A 21317-nucleotide genomic window follows, 5' to 3' on the forward strand; every position below is an offset into this window, starting at 1 on the left:
CTTATGTCTGATTCAAAAGCTTTAAATATGCCCTACGTGTGGATGATTTGTCTGGTGGCTGCCTGCGGCGGCTTACTGTTTGGCTATGACTGGGTGGTGATCGGCGGAGCCAAACCTTTCTACGAGGCGTATTTTGGCATCACCGACGCGGCAATGTCCGGCTGGGCGATGAGCTCCGCGTTGCTGGGCTGCGTGCTGGGCGCGGCGGGTTCTGGCACGCTTTCCGACCGCTACGGACGCCGTCTGCCTCTGATAATCGCCGCCGTGCTTTTCACCGCCTCGGGTGTCGGTACGGCGCTGGCTGACAGCTTTAACAGCTTTGTTTTCTGGCGGATTGTGGGCGGCGTCGGCATTGGTCTGGCGTCCGCACTGGCACCGGTTTACATCGCTGAAATCAGTCCGGCAGAAAAACGCGGACGCTTTGTGGCGGTGAATCAGCTGACGATTGTGCTCGGTGTACTGGCCGCCCAGCTTATCAATCTGATGATTGCCGAACCGGTCGCCTCAGCCGCCGTGCAGGCGGATATTTTACAAAGCTGGAACGGTCAGACCGGCTGGCGCTACATGTTTGGTGCCGAAGCTATCCCGGCCGCCATCTTCCTGGCCCTGATGTTTGTGGTGCCGGAATCCCCACGCTGGCTGGCGAAAGCTAACCGCTATACTCAGGCGGAAAAAGTGCTGCAACGTATCGGTTCAGTGGAATACGCCCGCGAGACGCTGGCGGATATCCGCCGTTCGCTGGGCTCGGAAAACCAGAAAGTGCCGTTTTCCGCGCTGTGGGAGCCACGCGTCAGGCCTGTGGTGCTGATGGGCATTGTGCTGGCGGTTTTCCAGCAATGGTGCGGGATCAACGTGATATTCAACTATGCGCAGGAGATTTTTGCCTCTGCCGGATTTGATATCAACGATACCCTGAAATCCATCGTTGCCACCGGCCTCATCAACCTGATCTTTACCCTGCTGGCGCTGCCGCTGGTGGACAGAATTGGCCGCCGTCGCCTGATGCAACTGGGTTCTGCGGGGCTGACGGTGATTTATATTTTGATCGGGCTGTCCTACTCGTTTGGTGTCACGGGCCTGCCGGTGTTGCTGCTGGTGCTGGTGGCGATCGCCATTTATGCCATGACGCTGGCGCCGGTGACCTGGGTATTGCTGTCTGAAATTTTCCCTAACCGGGTGCGCGGTAACGCGATGGCGGTGGGCACGCTGGCATTGTGGATCGCCTGTTTCCTGCTGACCTACACCTTCCCGCTGATGAACGCGGCGCTGGGGGCGGCGGGCAGTTTCTTCATCTACGCCGTGATCTGTCTGGCTGGCTGGATTTTCATTCAGTGTAAAGTGCCGGAAACCCGCGGGGTGACGCTCGAAGTGCTGGAACAGCGCCTCAGCCGTACCGATGCCGAGCGGAAAGCCGAAAAAGCGGTGGCTTCTGAAAGCCACTAAACCCCGCAAGATGCCGAATCTTTGTTCTGTGGTATAATCAGCGATTACCTTCCCTCTGGCCGCCGCGCCGGAGGGAGTGCCGCAAACTCCTTCAGCGAATGTCAGGTCGATGTCAGAAACTCAACACGCAATGCCCCAAACTACTCCGTTTTCCGCCCAGCGTTTTTCCGTTGCGCCGATGCTTGACTGGACCGATCGTCACTGCCGCCATTTTCACCGGCTGATGACCGGCCAGACGCTGCTGTACACCGAAATGGTCACCACCGGCGCGATTATTCACGGTAAAGGGGATTATCTCGGGTTTGGCGACGCTGAACATCCGGTGTCATTGCAGCTTGGCGGCAGCAATCCGGCTGATCTGGCGCATTGTGCGAAACTGGCGGAAGAGCGCGGTTATGACGAGATTAACCTGAACGTCGGTTGCCCGTCGGATCGCGTACAAAACGGTATGTTTGGTGCCTGTCTGATGGGGCAGGCGTCGCTGGTCGCCGACTGCATCAAAGCCATGCGTGACGTGGTTTCTATTCCGGTCACGGTCAAAACCCGCATTGGCATTGACGATCAGGACAGCTACGAATTCCTGTGTGATTTCATCCGTCAGGTATCAGAAAATGGCGGCTGCGATACGTTCATTATCCATGCGCGCAAAGCCTGGCTTTCCGGCCTCAGCCCGAAAGAAAACCGTGAAATCCCGCCGCTGGATTACCCGCGTGTGTATCAGCTCAAGCGTGATTTCCCGCATCTGACGATGGCGGTAAACGGCGGCATCAAAACCCTTGAAGAAGCCACAACGCACCTGCAATTTATGGATGGCGTGATGGTCGGTCGCGAGGCTTATCAGAATCCGGGCATGTTGCTGAACGTCGATCGCGAGCTGTTCGGCTCTGATGCACCGCTGAAAACCGGGCCGGACATCATCCGTGCGCTGTATCCGTATATCGACGCGGAGCTGAGTAAAGGCACCTATCTCGGCCACATTACCCGCCACATTCTTGGCTTGTTCCAGGGCGTGCCGGGTGCGCGTCAGTTCCGTCGCCATCTCAGCGAGAATGCGCATAAAGCAGGCGCGGGTATTGATGTGGTGGAACAGGCGTTGCAGATGGTGGCTCATCAGCAGCAGGAAGTCGCGGCGCAGGCCTGAAAACGGGTGAGTAAAATCACTATCTGTTAGTCAAAATCACTATCTTTCCGCAGGCCGTCCGCGCCTGCGGGATATTCTCTTCCTTATATTTCAATGCATTATCTTTCATAGCCTGTTGGCACGTTTCTTGTAATAGTGATCAGGGTTTTGACAACAGGTCTTAACACCCTTCGCTTATTAAGGAGCACCCGATGCTGGAAATTCTCTTTGTGCTTGGCTTTTTCTTTGTGCTGATGGTGACCGGCGTGTCTTTGCTGGGGATGGCTGCCGCACTGATTGTCGCGTTTGCGCTGATGATGCTCGGCGGGTTCCTGGCGATTGTTATTAAAATGTTGCCGTGGTTGGTTTTGGCCGTGGTCGCGGTCTGGATTTACCGGGCATTTTTCCGTGCAGATGAGCCAAAATACCGCCGCCGTCGCTTACCCTGAGAACAATTTCAAATTAGTCGTTATTGTAACCGCATGAAATCATGATGATTGCTGGCTGTGTTTTGAGCGCAAAAAAATGTAACTGTTGCATCAATAACTTTTGCTTATGTGCTAGCGATCACAAGCTGGATCAGAAAGTGCGGTCAAAAGTTATAAATCATATTTTTTAACATGGGTGACTGTTAGGATGACATTCATACATGGTCAGCAGGCCATAAACTGAATTCATCAAGTCCGATGAGGTACACAATAGTCGCTTAAGTGACACCACCCTTCGGATTTACCTGGCAGTACCCTACGGCAGTACCCGTCTGACATCAGAGGTCGTCTGGATCAGACAGTAAGAAAGGCTTCCATATTCTGGAAGCCTTTTTTGCATTTAAGGGATCAGTAAGCTCGATCCTTGCGTCACCCGGCTCTCCAGCGTTTCATGCGCGCGTTGGGCTTCTGAAAGCGGGAATTTTTGCGCGTCGCTGACGTCCACTTTTATCGCGCCGCTGGCGATCAGTGAAAACAGCTCGCTGCTGGCTTCGGCCAGTTCTTCACGGTTGGTCACGTAGCCATTCAGGGAAGGGCGCGTGACGAACAGTGAACCTTTCTGATTGAGGATCGCCAGATCCACGCCTTTTACCGGGCCGGAGGCGTTGCCGAAACTCACCAGTAAACCGCGGCGTTTCAGGCTGTTCAGTGATTTCTCGAACGTGTCTTTGCCGACGGAATCATAAACCACCCCGACTTTTTCGCCGTCAGTCAGTTCTGCCACGCGGGTGGCGATATCTTCTTTCTGATAATTAATCGTTGCCCAGGCACCGGCCTGTTTCGCGCGTTCCGCTTTCTCGTCAGACCCCACGGTACCGATCAACTTCACGCCTAACGCTTTTGCCCACTGGCAGGCAATCAGCCCAACGCCACCGGCTGCGGCGTGGAACAGAATGGTTTCGCCTGCCTGCACTTCGTGGGTTTTGCGCAGTAAATAATACACCGTCAGCCCTTTCAAAAAGGACGCCGCCGCCTGCTCGAAACTGATGGCTTCCGGCAGCAGGGCGATTTTTTCCTGCGGCACGTTATGGAATTCGCTGTATGCGCCCAGCGCAGACTGCGCGTACACCACGCGATCGCCCGGCTGGATGCCGGTCACGCCGCTGCCCACTTTACTGACCACGCCAGCGGCTTCGGTGCCTAATCCGGCCGGGAAACTGGCCGGCGGATACAGGCCGCTGCGCACATAGGTATCAATATAATTAATGCCGATAGCTTTGTTTTCGACCTGCACTTCACCTGCCTGCGGGTCTTGTGGCTGATAATCAACATATTGCAGAACGTCGGGTGTACCTGTTTCAGAAAACTGGATGCGCTTTGCCATGCTTTTCCCTCGTGATGGAGTCTGATTTCAACCCTAGGCTAAATGCCGGGGACAATCCAGATTTTAGGCACAGCGGGTTAATACCCTTTTGAAATGAGACATGACAACCTATACTAACGCGCTAGTCTGGCTTTGGTTTTCCACAGGCCCGACGCTCACAAAACAGGCGCTTAGAGCAGGAAGTAACCCACAGATGGCAGCAAAAAAACCGACCTATCAACAGAACGAAACCCGCGATCGCCAGATGGAAGGCCTCAAGCTTCCGCCGCATTCGCTGGAAGCAGAGCAATCCGTTCTGGGCGGGCTGATGCTGGACAACGAACGCTGGGATAACGTCGCCGAGCGCGTGGTCAGCAATGATTTCTTCAGCAGGCCGCACCGTCTGATTTTTACCGAAATGCAGCGTTTGCTGGAAATGAGCAAACCGATCGACCTGATTACGCTGTCTGAATCTCTTGAGCAAAAAGGGGATCTGGACTCGGTCGGCGGTTTCGCCTATCTGGCAGAACTCTCAAAAAATACCCCAAGTGCGGCCAACATCGGCGCTTATGCGGATATCGTGCGCGAACGTGCCGTTGTGCGCGAAATGATTTCCGTCGCCAATGAAATTGCCGATGCCGGTTACGATCCGCAGGGCCGCAGCAGCGAAGACCTGCTGGACTTAGCCGAATCCCGCGTATTCCAGATTGCCGAAAGCCGCGCCAGTAAAGACGAAGGCCCGAAAAGCATCGACCGCATTCTGGAAAGCACCGTTTCCCGTATCGAAGAACTGTTCCAGCGCCCGCACGACGGCGTGACCGGTGTGTCCACCGGCTATGCGGATCTCGACAAGAAAACTGCCGGTCTGCAAAAATCGGATCTGATCATCGTGGCGGCGCGTCCGTCGATGGGTAAAACCACGTTTGCGATGAACCTCGCCGAAAACGCCGCGATGATGCAGGATAAACCGGTGTTAATCTTCAGTCTTGAGATGCCCGGCGACCAGATCATGATGCGTATGCTGGCGTCGCTTTCCCGCGTCGACCAGACCAAAATCCGTACCGGTCAGCTTGATGACGAAGACTGGGCGCGTATTTCCAGCACCATGGGCATTCTGCTCGAAAAACGTAACATGTATATCGATGACTCCTCCGGCCTGACGCCTACCGAAGTCCGTTCGCGTGCGCGACGTATTTTCCGTGAGCACGGCGGCCTGAGCCTGATCATGATCGACTACCTCCAGCTGATGCGCGTTCCGGCACTGTCCGATAACCGTACGCTGGAAATCGCCGAAATCTCCCGCTCGCTCAAAGCGCTGGCGAAAGAGTTGCAGGTGCCGGTGGTGGCGCTGTCGCAGCTGAACCGAAGCCTGGAGCAGCGCGCCGATAAACGCCCGGTCAACTCCGACTTGCGTGAATCCGGCTCCATCGAGCAGGACGCCGACTTGATCATGTTCATCTACCGTGACGAGGTTTATCACGATAACAGTGAAGAAAAAGGCATTGCGCAAATCATCCTCGGTAAACAACGTAACGGCCCGATCGGTACCGTCCGCCTGACCTTTAACGGCCAGTGGTCGCGCTTCGACAATTACGGTGGACCGCAATACGACGAGGATTAACCTCCCGGTTTTGAATTTATCCCTCCCCGTTCACATGGGGAGGTCAGGTGGGTTTAGTTCTCCACCCGGCTATCAAAAAATCTCAATTTCATGCAAAGGACTCAAAATGAAAGCGGCTACGGCTGTCATTGATCGCCGCGCTATGCGACACAATCTGCAACGGGTACGTCATCTGGCACCACAAAGTCGTCTGGTTGCGGTAGTGAAAGCAAACGCTTATGGGCACGGTCTGCTGGAGACGGTGCACAGCTTGCAGGACGCCGATTTTTACGGCGTCTCCCGGCTCAGTGAAGCGTTATCGCTGCGTAAGGCCGGGATTGTGAAACCCATTCTGCTGCTCGAAGGTTTCTTTTCCGCCAGCGAATTGCCGCTTCTGGTGGAGCATCAGTTGCATACCGCCGTACACAGTCACGAACAGATCGAGGCGCTGGAAAACGCGCAACTGGCCGCGCCACTCAACGTCTGGCTGAAAATTGACACCGGTATGCACCGTCTGGGCGTTCAGCCGGCGCAGGCCGATGCGTGTTATCAGCGTCTGGCTGCCTGTCAGAACGTGGTGCAGTCGGTGAATATGATGAGCCATTTTTGCCGCGCCGATGAGCAGCAAAGCGATGCCACACCGAAACAGATGCGCTGTTTCACGGACGTTACCGCAGGTAAACCGGGGCTGAAATCCATCGCGGCCTCCGGCGGGATCTTGCTGTGGCCGCAGTCGCATCTGGATTTGGTGCGTCCGGGTATTATCCTTTACGGCGTGTCGCCGATGGAAACCGGCGACGCCAGTGATTTTGGTTTACAGCCGGTGATGACGCTCACGTCCAGCCTGATCGCCGTGCGTGAACATGCCGCCGGTGAGCCGGTGGGTTACGGCAGCACCTGGGTCAGCGAGCGTGACACCCGCCTTGGCGTGGTGGCGATGGGGTATGGCGACGGTTATCCGCGCAGCGCACCCAACGGCACGCCGGTGCTGGTGAATGGCCGCATTGTGCCGATTGCCGGACGCGTCTCGATGGATATGATCACCGTCGATTTAGGGCCGCAAGCCACGGACAACGTCGGTGATGAGGTGATTTTCTGGGGCAAAGCGTTACCGGCGGAGCGCGTTGCTGCGGCCACCGGCATCAGTGCTTACGAACTTATCACTCAGCTGAGCGAACGCGTTACCCGCCAGTACATCGGTGATTAAGACTTATTTCTTCACCGCCAGCCACTGGCTGACAACCTTCTGATAGTCGCCGGTGGCTTTACTCAGGTGCAGCCACTGGTCGACATACATCTTCCAGCTCACATCATCACGCGGCAACATGTAGGCTTTCTCGCCATATTGCAGCGGCTTCTTCGGATTCACCGCACACAGTTTCGGATAGCGTTTTTGCTGGTACAACGCTTCAGACGCATCGGTGATCATCACGTCTGCTTTCTTATCCACCAGCTTCTGGAAGATGGTCACGTTATCGCTGAGTGTCAGCGAGCCTTTTGGCAGATGGCTGTGAACAAAGGCTTCATTGGTGCCGCCCGCCGGTTCGATCAGGCGAACCGAAGGCGTATTCAGCTGGGCGACCGTCTGATATTTACGCACGTCTTCACAACGCACCAGCGGAATTTTGCCATCCTGATCCAGCACGTTGGCGAACCAGGCTTTCTGCTGGCGCTTGAGCGTGACCGAAATCCCGCCCATGGCGATATCACAATGCCCGGCAGTCATCTCATCCATCAGTGATTTCCAGGTGACCGGCACCCAGTTCACTTTCACGTCCAGACTGGCCGCCAGCGATTCCGCCATGGCGATATCAATGCCTTCGTACTGGCCGTTTTCTTTCAAAAAGGTATAGGGTTTATAGTCGCCGGTGGTGCAGACATTCAGGGAGCCTTTCTGAATAACGCGCTCAAGATGTGAAGATGTGGCGTCTGCCATTGCCAGCGTGGGGAAAAGGGCGAGCAGGGCGAGAGGGGTGAAGATCTTATTCATTATTCTGTCCTTGCGATGAAATCATTCTGTTTGCAATTAATCTGCGCAAGTATAAGAAAAAACAGCCGATAAGTATTTACGTGGGTATAGTCTTTGCAACTGAAATTCATCACAGACAAAAAATATAATGACAGGAAAGGTGCCATGTACAGCATTGATGATTACGACCTGAAAATTTTGACACTATTACAAGCCAACGGAAGACTGACCAATCAGGAACTCAGCGAGCTGGTGGGATTATCTGCCTCGCAATGCTCACGCCGCCGTATCGGCCTGGAACAGGCGCAGATGATCCTCGGGTATCACGCCCGGCTGGCACCGGAAGCGGTGGGGCTTGGCATGATAGGCCTTATCGAAGTACGGTTAATCAATCATTTGCCCGCGCAGGTCGAGGCATTTCACAGCATGCTGGGCGACGTGGACGCCATTATCGATGCCTACAAAACCACCGGAGATGCCGACTATTTACTGAAAGTCGCGGTGAAAGATTTAGCCGGTTTAAGCACGTTGATAAGCCAGATCCTTTCTGTGCATAAAAGTGTCGCCCATGTAAAAACGTCAGTCGTGCTTAACCGCCTAAAAGAAAACGGCTTATTAACCGTAGGGTGAAATTCGCAAAGGGTTATTTTCCCCGCACTCTTATGGTGATTTATTTTGGTGCACCTTCACTTTATTGGTGCATAATTATTAATTAAAATGCGCAATTTGTGCATGTAAAGAATAATTAACGCCACTAAAAATCTTATTTTCGTTTTTTAATGCAAATTCCGTGCGTGAATATTGCCTTGTTCGCGTATCTCCTTAATTATCGCTAAAACGACTTTAGTGATTATTCTTTGGGGAAATGGGTATTTATGGCAAGTCTCGACAGTTTAGAAAAGCCGGTGGAACAACCAGGCTCCACGCACACCGTGACAGAAGACGTGCTGGCGATAGTGATCGGCACGCTGATGGTGTCGTTTGGCGTGGTGATGCTGCGCCAGGTTGGCGCGCTGACCGGCGGCACGGCAGGCATGGCGTTTCTGGCGCACTACCTGACGCAAGTGTCATTCGGCACGGCCTTCTTTATCATCAACCTTCCTTTCTACTATCTGTCTTTTCGCCGCATGGGCTTGCAGTTCACCCTGAAAACTTTCGCCGCCGTGGCGATGGTTTCGGTCTTCTCCGATCTCCATCCGCTGTTTGTTCATTTCGATCATCTGCAACCTTTCTACGCCACGCTGTTTGGCAACGTGATCATGGGCATCGGCTTCATTGTGCTGTTTCGCCACAAAGCCAGCCTCGGCGGCATGAACATTCTGGCGCTGTTTCTGCAGGACAAATACGGCATCCGCGCCGGTAAACTGCAAATGGGCGTGGACTGCTGCATCGTGCTCGCTTCGCTGTTTGTCGTCAGCTATGAAATGCTGATTGCCTCGGTGCTGGGCGCGGTGATCGTCAATCTGATCATTGCGATGAACCACCGTCCGGGGCGCTACAGTGTCTGACCACATTGAGACAAACAGGGCGCAGGGTTCTGAGGGCTGCGCCATGTTGAGATGCTCCGGTCGCTGAGGTGTTTGTATGATCCTGGTCTATGTGGGCCCAACAGCATCTCAGACGAACGGGCGGTTTTATATGCGGGGCGTGCCTGAAAAATGCCAACATAGTTGTCATTTTCTTTAACGAACTTTGATAGTCTGTGAAACAGTGTTGATCCGCCGCTCCGGCCGTGAGATCGCCGCGCTACTTAACTAAACCAAGGAGATCTATACCGTGTTCCAACATGTCGATGCCTATGCCGGTGACCCGATTTTGTCGCTGATGGAAAGCTTCAAGACCGATCCAAGACAAGACAAGGTGAACCTGAGCATCGGTCTTTACTACGACGAGCAGGGTATTATTCCGCAACTGGCGGCGGTGGAAAATGCAGAGAATCAGCTGAACGCCGGGCCGCAGGCCGCGTCAGTGTATCTGCCAATGGAAGGTCTGACCGCGTACCGCGCAGGCATTCAGGAACTGTTGTTTGGTGCCGGACATCCGGCGTTGAAACAACAGCGTATCGCGACGATTCAGACCGTCGGCGGTTCCGGTGCACTGAAAGTCGGCGCTGATTTCCTGAAGTTTTACTTCCCGAATTCTGAAGTGTTTGTGAGCGACCCGACCTGGGAAAACCACGTGGCCATTTTTGCCGGCGCGGGTTTTAAAGTTCACACCTACCCGTATTATGATCCGCAGACGCTGGGCGTGAATTTCACCGCGATGATCGAACGTCTGAACACCTTGCCTGCGCAAAGCATCGTGCTGCTGCATCCGTGCTGTCATAACCCGACCGGTTCTGACCTGACGCCGGCGCAGTGGGATCAGGTGATTGAAGTCACCAAACAGCGCGAGCTGATCCCGTTCCTCGACATTGCCTATCAGGGCTTTGGCGCGGGCATCGACGACGACGCTTACGCCATCCGCGCGATGGCCTCTGCGGGCGTAAACTGCTTCGTCAGCAACTCCTTCTCGAAAATTTTCTCCCTGTACGGCGAGCGCGTGGGCGGGTTATCCGTGGTGTGTGAAGACAGCGACGCCGCAGGCCGTGTACTGGGCCAGCTGAAAGCGACCGTGCGCCGTAACTACTCCAGCCCGCCGAATTTCGGTGCAAAAGTGGTGGCGAAAGTGCTGAGCGACAGCGCGCTGAACGCCCAGTGGAAAGCCGAAGTGGAGAAGATGCGGACCCGTATTCTGGAAATGCGCCACACGCTGGTCGATACCCTGAAAACGGCGCTGCCGGGCCGTAACTTTGATTACCTGCTGCAACAGCGCGGGATGTTCAGTTATACCGGTTTCAGCGAAGCGCAGGTGGTACGTCTGCGCGAAGAGTTTGGTGTGTATCTGATCGCCAGTGGCCGCGTCTGCATGGCTGGCCTGAATCACCATAACGTGAAACAGGTCGCTGAAGCCTTCGCTGCCGTACAATAATTCCCGTCACACTTCGAAAAGGCCGACAGAGATGTCGGCCTTTTTTTATTCCGCCGAACTGACGTTAATCACTTCCACCTGATGATTTTTCAACACTTTTAGCAGCCCGGCAGCCGGAAGTTCATCGGTAAACAGCGCCGTGGCCTGCGAGACATTGCCTATTTCTACCGCAGCCGAGGCGTGATATTTGGTGTGATCCGCCGCCAGCAAGATATGCCGGGAGTGCGCCATCATGGTTTTCACCACGCTGGCCTCGTTGACATCAAACTCCAGCAATGCGCCGTCACTCTCAATCGCGCCGACGCTGGTGACCAGATAATCCGCCCGGAAACCGGCGACAAACGCCGTGGCGGACGGGCCAATAATCCCGCCATTGTGCGGACGCAGCGTGCCGCCCGGAACCATCACCTCAAAGCGCGGATTTTTATACAGAATATGCGCCACCCGCAGACAGTTGGTGATAATGCGCAAATGGCTGTGGTTGAACAGGGCATGCGCCACCTGCTCGACGGTCGTGCCGATGGTAATAAACACCGTGGAACCGTCGGGAATGTAATCGGCAATCGCTTCGGCGATGGCTTTCTTTTCTTCCGTCCAGGACATCTCCCGCTGCTCAAAGGCGGTATTGACCACACTCGACGCCCGGCCCGCGCCCCCATGATGGCGGCTCACTAATCCCTGCTCGCTGAGTTTGCGGATATCGCGACGAACGGTTTGCGTCGAGACGTCCAGCAGCGCCGCCAGCTCTTCAATATTCATGTAACCGCGTTCAGCAATCAGTGCTAACAGCTGATCGTGGCGCGGGTTACCGGTCAGTTCAGTAAGACTCATAGCCATACCCCTAAAATGAGCGTCTGAGTCGTATTCTATACAGAAAGTGACATAAAAGACCGGGTTTGATCACAGTCGGGAATACCGGCCCGCCCGCCTGGCTGCGTACATTTCAGCGCCGCGACGCCGCTGGCAAACCGCACGGCCTCCGCCGCAGGCAGGTGTTGCGCGAGGCTTATCGCCAGCGCGCCATGAAACACATCCCCCGCACCGGTGGTATCCACCACGTCTACGCGAAACCCTGGCTGATGATGCAGCCTGTTGTTTTCCCACCAGAAGCATCCGTCTGCGCCATGGGTGACATACACCTGTCCGTTTGTGAGCGTTTTTGCATGCCTGAGCCCGCTTTCTGCATCACTGCTGCCCGTCAGCCGCTGTAAACCCGGTGCGGAGAAAGCCGCATGGTCGCTCAATGCCACCAGCGCCGAAATATCCTGCGGCGTGACATCGGCATCCAGCACTGTCATCACACCGGCGTTGCGCGCCAGCGTAAACGCCCGCCTGGTGCCTTCATGCCAGCGCACATCCGCCAGCACCACATCCCACTGCGAAAAATCGATATCGTTCAGCCATTCACCGCCTTGCGGCAGATCCGGGCTGGGATAGTTGATGATGATGCGTTCGCCGCGCGCATCCACCAGAACGGCAGATTGCGATGACCTGGCCTGTTTGACGCGCAGGGCATAACGGGTATTTACCCCAAAAAATTCAAGCTCTTCGAGCAGCCGGTGGCCGGTGTCGTCATCCCCCACGCGGCCAATAAAATCCACCTGTGCACCCAGCTTTGCCGCCGCAACCGCCGCCGTGGCAGCCGGTCCGCCCCCCACTTCGGCATAGGTTTGAGCGACATATTTCCCCCCTTCCGACGGTAAATTCTCCACGCAGTAAATGCGATCCATCACGGCAATTCCGACACAAGCAATACGAATCATGGCTATTCCTTAAGCATTTTTGTTGGATTTATTTTAATTAAGCCAATTGTTAAAAAAGTGATGGCTGTCAATTTTTTGACTTGAAATTACAAATACGATCAAAAAAAGACAAATAACAACATCGACGATAATCAAAAAATGACACCCGCTGTCATTGAAAAGGAGACGTGCATGGCAACTATCGCATTTATTGGTCTGGGGCAGATGGGGTCACCGATGGCCAGCAATCTGATCAAAAAAGGGCACAGCTTGCGGGTGTTTGATCTGAACCCGCAGGCCACGCAAGTGCTGGTCAAGCAGGGGGCTAGCGGCTGTGGCAACGCCGCGCAGGCGGCAGAGGACGCCGAATTCGTGATCACCATGCTGCCCAACGGCGATCTGGTGCGTGAGGCTCTATTTGCGAAAGGCGGGGTTTGCGAAACCTTATCGCCGTCTGCGCTGGTGATCGACATGTCCACCATTCATCCGTTGCACACCGATAGCCTGATCGGCGAGATGCGTCTGAAAGGCTTCAGCATGATGGATGTGCCGGTAGGCAGAACGTCCGATCACGCCATTGCTGGCACCTTGCTGCTGCTGGCGGGCGGCACGCCGGAACAGGTTGAACGCGCCACGCCGGTGCTGATGGCGATGGGGTCGGAGCTTATCAATGCGGGCGGTCCGGGCAAAGGCATCCGCGTCAAACTGATCAACAACTACATGAGTATTGCGCTGAATGCGCTCTCCGCCGAAGCCGCCGTGCTGTGCGAAGCGCTGGATCTCTCCTTCGATGTTGCCTTGCAGGTGATGAGCGGCACACCCGCTGGCAAAGGCCATTTCACCACCACATGGCCGAATAAAGTCCTGAAAGGTGACCTGTCACCGGCCTTCATGATTGACCTCGCCCACAAAGATTTGGGGATCGCGCTCGACGTGGCAAACCAGCTTCACGTGCCGATGCCGCTCGGTGCCGCTTCCCGCGAAGTGTACAACCTGGCGCGTGCCGCAGGGCGCGGTCGTCAGGACTGGACCGCCATTCTCGAGCAGGTACGCACCAGCGCCGGACTCACTCAAAAATCCACACAGTAATGATTTAACAAAGGAAAGATGAATGAATAACTACACCCTCAGAGACATCGCCCGGCCTTCCGGCGGTTTTGCCATGTTGGCTGTCGATCAGCGGGAAGCGATGCGCTCAATGTTCGTGACGGCAGGCGCGAAGCCGCCGGTATCCGATCAGACCCTGACTGATTTCAAAGTGAATGCCGCCAAAATCTTATCGCCTTTCGCGTCGGCCATTCTGGTCGATCAGCAGTTCTGCTACCGGCAGGTGGTCGAACAACGGGCCGTCGCGCAGAGCTGCGCCACGATCGTCGCCGCCGACGCATTTATTCCCGGCAACGGCATTCCGGTGGACAGCGTGGAGATCGACCGGCAGGTGGATGCGCAGGCTGTGCGCGATAACGGCGGCAAAGCCCTGAAGTTACTGGTGCTGTGGCGCAGCGATGAAGATCCGCAACAGCGTCTGGACATGGTGAAAGACTTCAATCATCTGTGCCACGCCCATGGCCTGCTGAGCATTATCGAACCGGTGGTCAGGCCGCCGCGTCGTGGCGATAACTTTGACCGCGAACAGGCAATCATCGATGCCGCAAAAGAACTCGGCGACAGCGGAGCCGATCTCTACAAAGTGGAAATGCCACTGCACGGCAACGGCCCTCAGGCGGCACTGCTCGCCGCCTCCCGCAAGCTGAATGAACAGATCAGCATGCCGTGGGTGATCCTCTCATCGGGCGTTGATGAAAAGCTGTTCCCGCGGGCGGTCAGCGTGGCGATGACGGCTGGCGCATCCGGTTTTCTCGCCGGGCGCGCGGTGTGGTCATCGGTTGTGGGGTTGCCGGATACCGGGCTCATGCTGCGTGACATCTCCGCGCCTAAGCTGCAACGCCTTGGCGAGATTGTTGATGAAATGATGGCCCGCCGCTAACCAGAGGACTGAATGATGAAATGGTTTAATACGTTGAGCCACAACCGCTGGCTGGAGCAGGAAACCGACCGGATCTTTGATTTCGGCAAACAGGCGGCCGTGCCCACCGGCTTTGGCTGGCTGGGAAATAACGGGCAAGTCCGCGCAGATATGGGCACGCATTTGTGGATCACCGCCCGCATGTTGCACGTCTATTCGGTTGCCGCGGGCATGGGGCGTCCCGGCGCGTATTCGCTGGTGGATCACGGTATCCGCACCCTCAACGGTGCGCTGGCAGATAAAGAATATGGCGGCTGGTACGCCTGCGTAAATGATGAAGGCGTGGCAGACGCGTCGAAGCAGGGATATCAGCATTTCTTCGTGTTACTGGGCGCGGCCAGCGCGGTCACTACCGGCCACCCCGACGCCAGAAAATTACTCGATCAGGCCATCGGCGTGATTGAAAAATACTTCTGGAGCGAAGACGAACAGATGTGTCTCGAGTCGTGGGATGAAGCTTTCACTCAGACGGAAGATTACCGTGGCGGCAATGCCAACATGCACGCCGTTGAGGCTTTCCTGATTGTTTACGACGTCACCCACGAGCGCAAATGGCTGGATCGCGCGCTGAGAATTGCTTCGGTGATCATTCATGACGTCGCCAGAAAGGGCGAGTACCGCGTCAACGAGCACTTCGATGCGCAGTGGAACCCGATCCGGGATTACAACCAGGATAATCCCGCGCACCGTTTCCGCGCCTATGGCGGCACGCCGGGCCATTGGATCGAATGGGGGCGTCTGATGCTGCATCTTCATGCCGCGCTGGAAGCCCGCTTTGAAACGCCTCCGGGCTGGTTGCTGGAAGATGCCAAAGGGTTGTTCCACGCGACCCTTCGCGATGCCTGGGCGCCGGACGGCGCTGACGGCTTTGTCTATTCCGTCGGCTGGGACGGCAAACCGATTGTCCGTGAACGGGTTCGCTGGCCGATCGTCGAAGCGATGGGCACCGCCTATGCGCTGTATTGCGTCACCGGCGATACGCAATATGAATCCTGGTATCAGACATGGTGGGAATACTGCATCACTTATTTAATCGACTATGAGAAAGGTTCGTGGTGGCAGGAGCTGGATACCGATAATCGCGTCACCACCAAAGTCTGGGACGGCAAACAGGATATATATCATCTGCTCCACTGTCTGGTTATTCCACGGCTGCCACTCGCGCCGGGGCTTGCTCCCGCCGTGGCCGCAGGTTTGCTGGACATTAATGCAAAATAAAAACAGCGAAAAATATAAATTCCTGAACGCATTGATGACATAAAAAAATAGACGGAGTTCACCATGAGTACCCTACAAAATACCCTTTCTCATCTTGAATTAACGGCGGGTGATAATGAATTTTCGCTGGTATACCAACACCGGCTTATTCTGCGTCATACGCCAGATGCACCCTGTTTATGGATTGGCGGCGGAGAAGCCGATATTGAAATGTTTCGCGGCAATTTCAGTATTAAAGATCGTCTGAACGAGAAAATCGCCCTGCGCGATGTGACGGTGACTCCTCAGTCAGACGGCTGGCTGTTCAATTTCAGCCGCACAAACCTGCTCACTGCGACGCTTCAGGTCACCTGCGATGAGCGTGGCCGTTTGCGAATATCGCTGCAAAACCAGGACCGGGCGCACAACCGCATCTGGCTGCGGCTGGCGGCGCAGGCGGAAGATCATATCTACGGCTGTGGCGAGCAGTTCTCCTACTTCGACTTGCGCGGAAAGCCTTTCCCGCTGTGGACCAGCGAGCAGGGCGTCGGGCGAAACAAACAGACTTACGTCACCTGGCAGGCGGACTGCAAAGAGAATGCCGGGGGCGATTATTACTGGACCTTCTTCCCGCAACCGACGTTCGTCAGCACGCAAAAATACTATTGCCACGTCGAAAACAGTTGCTACATGAATTTCGATTTCAGCGCGCCCGAATATCACGAGCTGGCGATGTGGGAAGACAACGCGACGCTGATTTTTGAGTGTGCGGACACTTACATCAGCCTGCTGGAAAAACTCACGGCTCTGCTGGGGCGACAGCCTGAATTACCGGACTGGGTGTTTGATGGTGTAACCCTGGGCATTCAGGGCGGCACCGACGTCTGCCAGCAAAAACTCGATGCCATGCGCGACGGCGGCGTGAAGGTCAACGGCATCTGGGCGCAGGACTGGTCCGGGATCCGCATGACGTCCTTTGGTAAGCGCGTGATGTGGAACTGGAAATGGAGCCGCGAATTGTACCCGCAACTCGACGAGCGTATTAGCCGGTGGAAAGAGGAGGGCGTGCAATTCCTGTCGTACATCAATCCGTATGTCGCCAGCGATCGTGACCTGTGCGCAGAAGCCTCGGCAAAGGGCTATCTGAACAAAGATGCCAGCGGTGCGGATTACCATGTCGAGTTCGGTGAGTTTTACGCCGGTGTGGTCGATCTGACCCATCCGGCGGCCTATGACTGGTTTAAGAACATCATCAAAAAGAACCTGATTGAACTGGGCTGTGGTGGCTGGATGGCCGATTTTGGCGAATATCTGCCGACCGATACCTTCCTGCACAACGGCGTCAGCGCAGAAATCATGCACAACGCCTGGCCCGCACTGTGGGCGAAGTGTAACTACGAGGCGCTGCAGGAAACCGGCAAGCTCGGCGAAATCCTGTTCTTCATGCGCGCCGGTTACACCCACAGCCAGAAATACTCGGTGATGATGTGGGCGGGCGATCAGAACGTGGACTGGAGTCTGGACGATGGGCTGGCGTCCGTCGTGCCTGCCGCACTCTCTCTGGGGATGAGCGGTCACGGCTTACATCACAGCGATATCGGCGGTTATACCACCCTGTTCGGGATGAAACGCAGCAAAGAGCTGTTGCTGCGCTGGTGCGATTTCAGCGCCTTCACGCCGATGATGCGCACCCACGAAGGCAACCGTCCGGGAGATAACTGGCAGTTTGACGGCGATGCCGACACCATTGCGCATTTTGCGCGCATGACGGACGTCTTCACCCGCATGAAGCCTTACATCAAACAGGCCGTGGCGCAGAACGCCCAACGCGGCCTGCCGGTGATGCGTCCGTTGTTCCTGCATTACGAAGACGATGCGCACACCTATTCGCTGAAATACCAGTATCTGTTTGGCCGCGATCTGCTGGTGGCACCGGTGTATGAGGAAGGGCGTCGCGAGTGGTCGCTTTATCTGCCGCAGGACACCTGGATCAACCTGTGGACCGGGGAAACCTGCCACGGCGGCGAGAAAACCGTCGAGGCTCCGCTGGGAAAACCGCCGGTATTTTACCGTGCCGACAGCGAGTGGGCAGCGCTGTTCAGTGGTTTCCGGCATATCTGATAAGGCTCACCCGCCGGTGCGCTGTCATCAGGTACCGGCGGCACAAGGAGAAGAATAATGAGTCAGACCCGCACTGCTGATCCCGCCACCCTGCGCTTACCGTTCAAAGAAAAACTGGCGTACGGAATGGGGGATTTAGGTTCCAATATCCTGCTGGATATCGGCACGCTGTACTTACTGAAATTCTATACCGATGTGCTGGAATTACCGGGCACCTACGGCGGCATCATCTTCCTGATTGCCAAATTCTTCACGGCTTTCACCGATATGGGTACCGGCATCATGCTGGATTCCCGGCGTAATATCGGCCCGAAAGGCAAGTTCCGCCCGTTTGTGTTGTACGCCGCGTTCCCGGTCACCTTACTGGCGGTGGCCAATTTCGTCGGCACGCCGTTTGAGATCACCGGTAAAACGGTGGTGGCGACGGTGCTCTTCATGCTGTACGGGCTGTTCTTCAGCATGATGAATTGTTCGTACGGCGCGATGGTGCCTGCCATCACAAAAAATCCGGACGAGCGCGCCTCACTGGCGGCGTGGCGGCAGGGCGGTGCAACGCTGGGCCTGCTGTTGTGTACGGTGGGGTTTGTACCGGTGATGAATCTGCTGGAAGGCAATTCGCAGCGCAGTTATATCTTCGCCGCCACGCTGTTTTCACTGGTGGGGTTACTGTTTATGTGGCTGTGCTATGCCGGGGTAAAAGAGCGGTATGTCGAGGCGCAGCCTGCCAGTTCAGCGCAAAAGCCGGGGCTGCTGGCGTCTTTTCGCGCCATCGCCGGTAACCGTCCGCTGTTCATTCTTTGCATCGCCAATCTTTGCACGCTGGGGGCGTTCAACGTCAAACTGGCGATTCAGGTGTATTACACGCAGTACGTGCTCAATGACCCTATCCTGCTCTCTTATATGGGTTTTTTCAGTATGGGATGCATTTTCATCGGCGTGTTTATGATGCCCGGCGCGGTGCGGCGGTTCGGCAAGAAAAAAGTCTATATCGGCGGGCTGGCGCTGTGGATTATTGGCGACGTTCTCAACTACTTCTTTGGCGGCGGGTCGGTCAGTTTTGTGGCGTTCTCCTGCCTGGCGTTCTTTGGCTCGGCGTTTGTGAACAGCCTCAACTGGGCGCTGGTATCCGACACCGTAGAATACGGCGAATGGCGCACCGGCGTGCGCTCGGAAGGCACGGTTTACACCGGTTTCACCTTCTTTCGCAAAGTGTCGCAGGCGCTGGCCGGGTTCTTCCCTGGCTGGATGCTGACGCAGATCGGTTATGTGCCTAACGTGGTGCAATCGGCGGGGACCCGCGAAGGGTTGCGCCAGCTGATCTTCATCTATCCCTGTGCGCTGGCGGCGATCACTATTGTGGCGATGGGCTGCTTCTATAACCTCAACGAAAAAATGTACGTGCGCATCGTTGCTGAAATAGAAAACCGAAAACGTCAGGCGTAATTCACTCAACAGAATGGCGCGCCTGCGGGCGCAATGAGGATCGATTATGACGCATTTACACTCCGATGATCCGCTGACGCTGCGTGAGAAGTGCGCCTACGGAATGGGCGATTTTGGCTCAAACCTGATGTTGTGCATCGGTACGTTGTATCTGTTGAAGTTTTACACTGATGAACTGGGGATGCCGGCGTTCTATGGCGGGGTGATCTTTTTAGTCGCGAAGTTCTTCACCGCCTTTACCGACATGCTGACCGGCGTGTTGCTCGATTCACGCCGTCGCCCCGGCGCCAGAGGAAAATTCAGGCCATTCATTCTCTATGCGTCGGTGCCGGTCGGGCTGGTGGCGACGGCGCAGTTCATGGCGAATGATTTCAGTCTGCCGGTGAAAACGGCACTCGCCACCGTGCTGTTTATGTTGTTCGGCCTGTTCTACAGCCTGATGAATTGTTCCTACGGCGCGATGGTTCCGGCCATGACCAAAAAATCCCATGAACGTGCGCAACTTGCCGCGTGGCGTCAGGGCGGGGCAACGCTGGGTTTACTGTTGTGTACGGTTGGATTTATGCCTGTGCAGGCGTTGTTCAGCCAGTCGCCTTCGCTGGGATACCTTATCGCCGCGCTGATCTTCGCCACCTGCGGCGTGTTTTGCATGTGGTGGTGTTACAGCGGCGTAAAAGAGCGCTACGTGACGATCACGCCGGAAGGGCATCAGCCCAGCATTCTGCGATCCTTTCGCGCCATCTTCCACAACCCGCCATTGCTGGTGTTGTGCATCGCCAATTTGTGCACGCTGGCCGCCTTCAACATCAAACTGGCGATCCAGGTCTATTACACCCAGTACGTTCTCAACGATATCGGTTTGCTGTCGTGGATGGGTTTTTTCAGCATGGGCTGCATTCTGTTCGGGGTGCTTCTGGTTCCCGGCGCGGTGAAGCGGTTTGGCAAAAAACAGGTCTATATGGGCGGATTAGGGCTGTGGGCGGCGGGAGATGTGATGAATTTCCTGTGGGGCACCAGCTCACTCTCTTTCGTGTTGTTTTCCTGCATGGCCTTTTTTGGCACCGCCTTCGTCAACAGCCTCAACTGGGCGCTGGTGCCGGATACGGTGGATTACGGCGAATGGAAAACCGGCATCCGCGCCGAAGGGTCGGTGTACACCGGCTATACCTTCTCACGCAAAATTTCTGCTGCGCTCGCCGGTTTCCTGCCGGGGATCATGCTGACGCACATCGGTTACATCCCTCATGCGGTGCAAAGCAGCCAGACGTTGCTGGGGTTGCGCACGCTGATATTTCTCTGGCCCTGTGCACTGGCTATCAGTGCGGCGATCATTATGGGCGTATTTTACACACTCAATGAAGCGCGCTTTGCCAAAATCATTCAGGAAATCAGTGCGCGCAAAAAGGGGGAGATGCCCGAACCTGCTATTGAGACAGAAAAGACGTCAGTGCTGAGCCTGTAACGCGTTCAGGTTTGCTATGGTTAACCGAGGGCATTTTTATCCCCCCCCCAGCCATCACGTTACAAGGAGACACCTAAACATGACCAGTTCGGAACTGCTGACATACTGCATGGCAAAGCCCGGTGCAGAACAAAGCGTCGAAAATCAGCGCGGTGCAAATCAGGTAAAAGTGGGCGAGGCGATGTTTGCCATGGTGTGTGAAGTTGACGGGCGCGAAGCGATTTCGCTGAAAACCAGCCCGGAACTGGCCGAACAGCTGCGCACCCGACACCCGGAAATCGTGCCGGGCGATCATCTCAATAAATCCCACTGGAACACGGTCTATCTCGACGGTTCGCTGCCGGATTCGCAATTCTATTATCTGATTGACGGCTCCTACCAGCTGGTCGTCTCCGGTTTGCCGGAAGCCGTTCGCCACGAGTTAGGCATCTGA

19 protein-coding genes are annotated in these 21317 nt (G+C 55.6%); 15 read left to right on the plus strand and 4 right to left on the minus strand.

The features are described 5' to 3' along the window. The first annotated feature begins 3 nt into the window (after positions 1-3). The 3 genes from ACQZQY_RS06880 (at position 4) to pspG (ending at position 3012) form a co-directional block, all read left to right on the plus strand. Complete coding sequence (locus tag ACQZQY_RS06880; RefSeq protein WP_122094558.1) at positions 4-1443, plus strand: sugar porter family MFS transporter; 1440 nt, start codon at positions 4-6, stop codon at positions 1441-1443. A 130-nt stretch (positions 1444-1573) separates the two neighbouring features. Next, entirely contained in the window at positions 1574-2584 is a 1011-nt protein-coding gene (dusA, locus tag ACQZQY_RS06885; protein ID WP_431296824.1) for a tRNA dihydrouridine(20/20a) synthase DusA, read from the plus strand. 191 nt (positions 2585-2775) lie between these two features. After that, on the plus strand, positions 2776-3012 hold the full coding sequence (gene pspG, locus ACQZQY_RS06890; RefSeq protein WP_056776051.1) for an envelope stress response protein PspG: 237 nt from the start codon (positions 2776-2778) through the stop codon (positions 3010-3012). 379 nt (positions 3013-3391) lie between these two features. On the opposite strand, the gene ACQZQY_RS06895 is transcribed toward pspG, so the two are convergent. Further along, entirely contained in the window at positions 3392-4375 is a 984-nt protein-coding gene (locus tag ACQZQY_RS06895; RefSeq protein WP_056776054.1) for a quinone oxidoreductase, read from the minus strand. Positions 4376-4568: 193 nt separating this feature from the next. Here ACQZQY_RS06895 and dnaB point away from each other — a divergent pair, with 193 nt between their 5' ends. Together dnaB and alr are read left to right on the plus strand one after the other, a co-directional pair. Beyond that, positions 4569-5975: a replicative DNA helicase gene (dnaB, locus tag ACQZQY_RS06900; protein ID WP_056776056.1), complete on the plus strand. Its 1407-nt coding sequence runs from the start codon at positions 4569-4571 to the stop codon at positions 5973-5975. A gap of 106 nt (positions 5976-6081) precedes the next feature. Further along, a complete protein-coding gene (gene alr, locus ACQZQY_RS06905) occupies positions 6082-7161 on the plus strand; it encodes an alanine racemase (protein ID WP_431296825.1) in 1080 nt (359 codons plus the stop codon). Between the two features lie 3 nt (positions 7162-7164). On the opposite strand, the gene ACQZQY_RS06910 is transcribed toward alr, so the two are convergent. Next, positions 7165-7944, minus strand: coding sequence for a transporter substrate-binding domain-containing protein (locus ACQZQY_RS06910; RefSeq protein ID WP_431296826.1), 780 nt, complete (start codon positions 7942-7944; stop codon positions 7165-7167). 144 nt (positions 7945-8088) lie between these two features. On the opposite strand from ACQZQY_RS06910, the gene ACQZQY_RS06915 reads away from it, so the two are divergent. The 3 genes from ACQZQY_RS06915 to ACQZQY_RS06925 all read left to right on the plus strand — a co-directional run bounded on the left by ACQZQY_RS06915 (position 8089) and on the right by ACQZQY_RS06925 (position 10893). Then, on the plus strand, positions 8089-8553 hold the full coding sequence (locus ACQZQY_RS06915; protein WP_056776062.1) for an Lrp/AsnC family transcriptional regulator: 465 nt from the start codon (positions 8089-8091) through the stop codon (positions 8551-8553). Between the two features lie 245 nt (positions 8554-8798). Further along, the gene (locus ACQZQY_RS06920; RefSeq protein WP_056776065.1) at positions 8799-9431 is read left to right on the plus strand and encodes a YitT family protein; all 633 of its coding nucleotides are present in this window, start codon (positions 8799-8801) and stop codon (positions 9429-9431) included. A 268-nt stretch (positions 9432-9699) separates the two neighbouring features. Beyond that, positions 9700-10893: an aromatic amino acid transaminase gene (locus tag ACQZQY_RS06925; RefSeq protein ID WP_056776067.1), complete on the plus strand. Its 1194-nt coding sequence runs from the start codon at positions 9700-9702 to the stop codon at positions 10891-10893. 45 nt (positions 10894-10938) lie between these two features. Here the strand turns inward: ACQZQY_RS06925 and ACQZQY_RS06930 are convergent, their stop codons facing one another. Both ACQZQY_RS06930 and ACQZQY_RS06935 read right to left on the minus strand, forming a co-directional pair. Further along, on the minus strand, positions 10939-11724 hold the full coding sequence (locus tag ACQZQY_RS06930; RefSeq protein ID WP_431296827.1) for a DeoR/GlpR family DNA-binding transcription regulator: 786 nt from the start codon (positions 11722-11724) through the stop codon (positions 10939-10941). A 35-nt stretch (positions 11725-11759) separates the two neighbouring features. Continuing rightward, positions 11760-12656: a sugar kinase gene (locus ACQZQY_RS06935; protein ID WP_431296828.1), complete on the minus strand. Its 897-nt coding sequence runs from the start codon at positions 12654-12656 to the stop codon at positions 11760-11762. A 171-nt stretch (positions 12657-12827) separates the two neighbouring features. Between ACQZQY_RS06935 and yihU the strand changes: the two genes are divergently transcribed. The 7 genes from yihU (at position 12828) to ACQZQY_RS06970 (ending at position 21317) form a co-directional block, all read left to right on the plus strand. Continuing rightward, entirely contained in the window at positions 12828-13724 is an 897-nt protein-coding gene (gene yihU, locus ACQZQY_RS06940) for a sulfolactaldehyde 3-reductase (protein WP_431296829.1), read from the plus strand. 22 nt (positions 13725-13746) lie between these two features. Next, positions 13747-14622, plus strand: coding sequence for a sulfofructosephosphate aldolase (gene yihT, locus ACQZQY_RS06945; protein ID WP_056776076.1), 876 nt, complete (start codon positions 13747-13749; stop codon positions 14620-14622). Between the two features lie 15 nt (positions 14623-14637). Then, a complete protein-coding gene (gene yihS, locus ACQZQY_RS06950; RefSeq protein WP_431297163.1) occupies positions 14638-15879 on the plus strand; it encodes a sulfoquinovose isomerase in 1242 nt (413 codons plus the stop codon). A gap of 63 nt (positions 15880-15942) precedes the next feature. Next, complete coding sequence (locus ACQZQY_RS06955; protein ID WP_431296830.1) at positions 15943-17979, plus strand: alpha-glucosidase; 2037 nt, start codon at positions 15943-15945, stop codon at positions 17977-17979. A 57-nt stretch (positions 17980-18036) separates the two neighbouring features. Then, positions 18037-19422, plus strand: a complete 1386-nt coding sequence (locus ACQZQY_RS06960; RefSeq protein ID WP_390974006.1) for an MFS transporter — start codon at positions 18037-18039, stop codon at positions 19420-19422. Positions 19423-19468: 46 nt separating this feature from the next. Next, the gene (locus tag ACQZQY_RS06965) at positions 19469-20884 is read left to right on the plus strand and encodes an MFS transporter (protein ID WP_056776083.1); all 1416 of its coding nucleotides are present in this window, start codon (positions 19469-19471) and stop codon (positions 20882-20884) included. Positions 20885-20963: 79 nt separating this feature from the next. Further along, positions 20964-21317 (plus strand): MmcQ/YjbR family DNA-binding protein, encoded by a 354-nt coding sequence (locus ACQZQY_RS06970; RefSeq protein ID WP_056776086.1) that lies wholly within the window; start codon positions 20964-20966, stop codon positions 21315-21317.

Source organism: Rahnella sp. PAMC25559, from assembly GCF_050632365.1.
Classification (GTDB): domain Bacteria; phylum Pseudomonadota; class Gammaproteobacteria; order Enterobacterales; family Enterobacteriaceae; genus Rahnella; species Rahnella rivi.

Bases quoted from the DNA above. Each gene is read 5' to 3' on its own strand.
- yihU (WP_431296829.1), top strand. From the start codon at position 12,828: ATGGCAACTATCGCATTTATTGGTCTGGGGCAGATGGGGTCACCGATG.
- ACQZQY_RS06970 (WP_056776086.1), top strand. From the start codon at position 20,964: ATGACCAGTTCGGAACTGCTGACATACTGCATGGCAAAGCCCGGTGCA.
- dnaB (WP_056776056.1), top strand. From the start codon at position 4,569: ATGGCAGCAAAAAAACCGACCTATCAACAGAACGAAACCCGCGATCGC.
- ACQZQY_RS06880 (WP_122094558.1), top strand. From the start codon at position 4: ATGTCTGATTCAAAAGCTTTAAATATGCCCTACGTGTGGATGATTTGT.
- yihT (WP_056776076.1), top strand. From the start codon at position 13,747: ATGAATAACTACACCCTCAGAGACATCGCCCGGCCTTCCGGCGGTTTT.
- ACQZQY_RS06930 (WP_431296827.1), bottom strand. From the start codon at position 11,724: ATGAGTCTTACTGAACTGACCGGTAACCCGCGCCACGATCAGCTGTTA.
- alr (WP_431296825.1), top strand. From the start codon at position 6,082: ATGAAAGCGGCTACGGCTGTCATTGATCGCCGCGCTATGCGACACAAT.
- ACQZQY_RS06910 (WP_431296826.1), bottom strand. From the start codon at position 7,944: ATGAATAAGATCTTCACCCCTCTCGCCCTGCTCGCCCTTTTCCCCACG.
- pspG (WP_056776051.1), top strand. From the start codon at position 2,776: ATGCTGGAAATTCTCTTTGTGCTTGGCTTTTTCTTTGTGCTGATGGTG.
- ACQZQY_RS06955 (WP_431296830.1), top strand. From the start codon at position 15,943: ATGAGTACCCTACAAAATACCCTTTCTCATCTTGAATTAACGGCGGGT.
- ACQZQY_RS06935 (WP_431296828.1), bottom strand. From the start codon at position 12,656: ATGATTCGTATTGCTTGTGTCGGAATTGCCGTGATGGATCGCATTTAC.
- ACQZQY_RS06915 (WP_056776062.1), top strand. From the start codon at position 8,089: ATGTACAGCATTGATGATTACGACCTGAAAATTTTGACACTATTACAA.
- ACQZQY_RS06965 (WP_056776083.1), top strand. From the start codon at position 19,469: ATGACGCATTTACACTCCGATGATCCGCTGACGCTGCGTGAGAAGTGC.
- yihS (WP_431297163.1), top strand. From the start codon at position 14,638: ATGAAATGGTTTAATACGTTGAGCCACAACCGCTGGCTGGAGCAGGAA.
- ACQZQY_RS06895 (WP_056776054.1), bottom strand. From the start codon at position 4,375: ATGGCAAAGCGCATCCAGTTTTCTGAAACAGGTACACCCGACGTTCTG.
- ACQZQY_RS06960 (WP_390974006.1), top strand. From the start codon at position 18,037: ATGAGTCAGACCCGCACTGCTGATCCCGCCACCCTGCGCTTACCGTTC.
- ACQZQY_RS06920 (WP_056776065.1), top strand. From the start codon at position 8,799: ATGGCAAGTCTCGACAGTTTAGAAAAGCCGGTGGAACAACCAGGCTCC.
- dusA (WP_431296824.1), top strand. From the start codon at position 1,574: ATGCCCCAAACTACTCCGTTTTCCGCCCAGCGTTTTTCCGTTGCGCCG.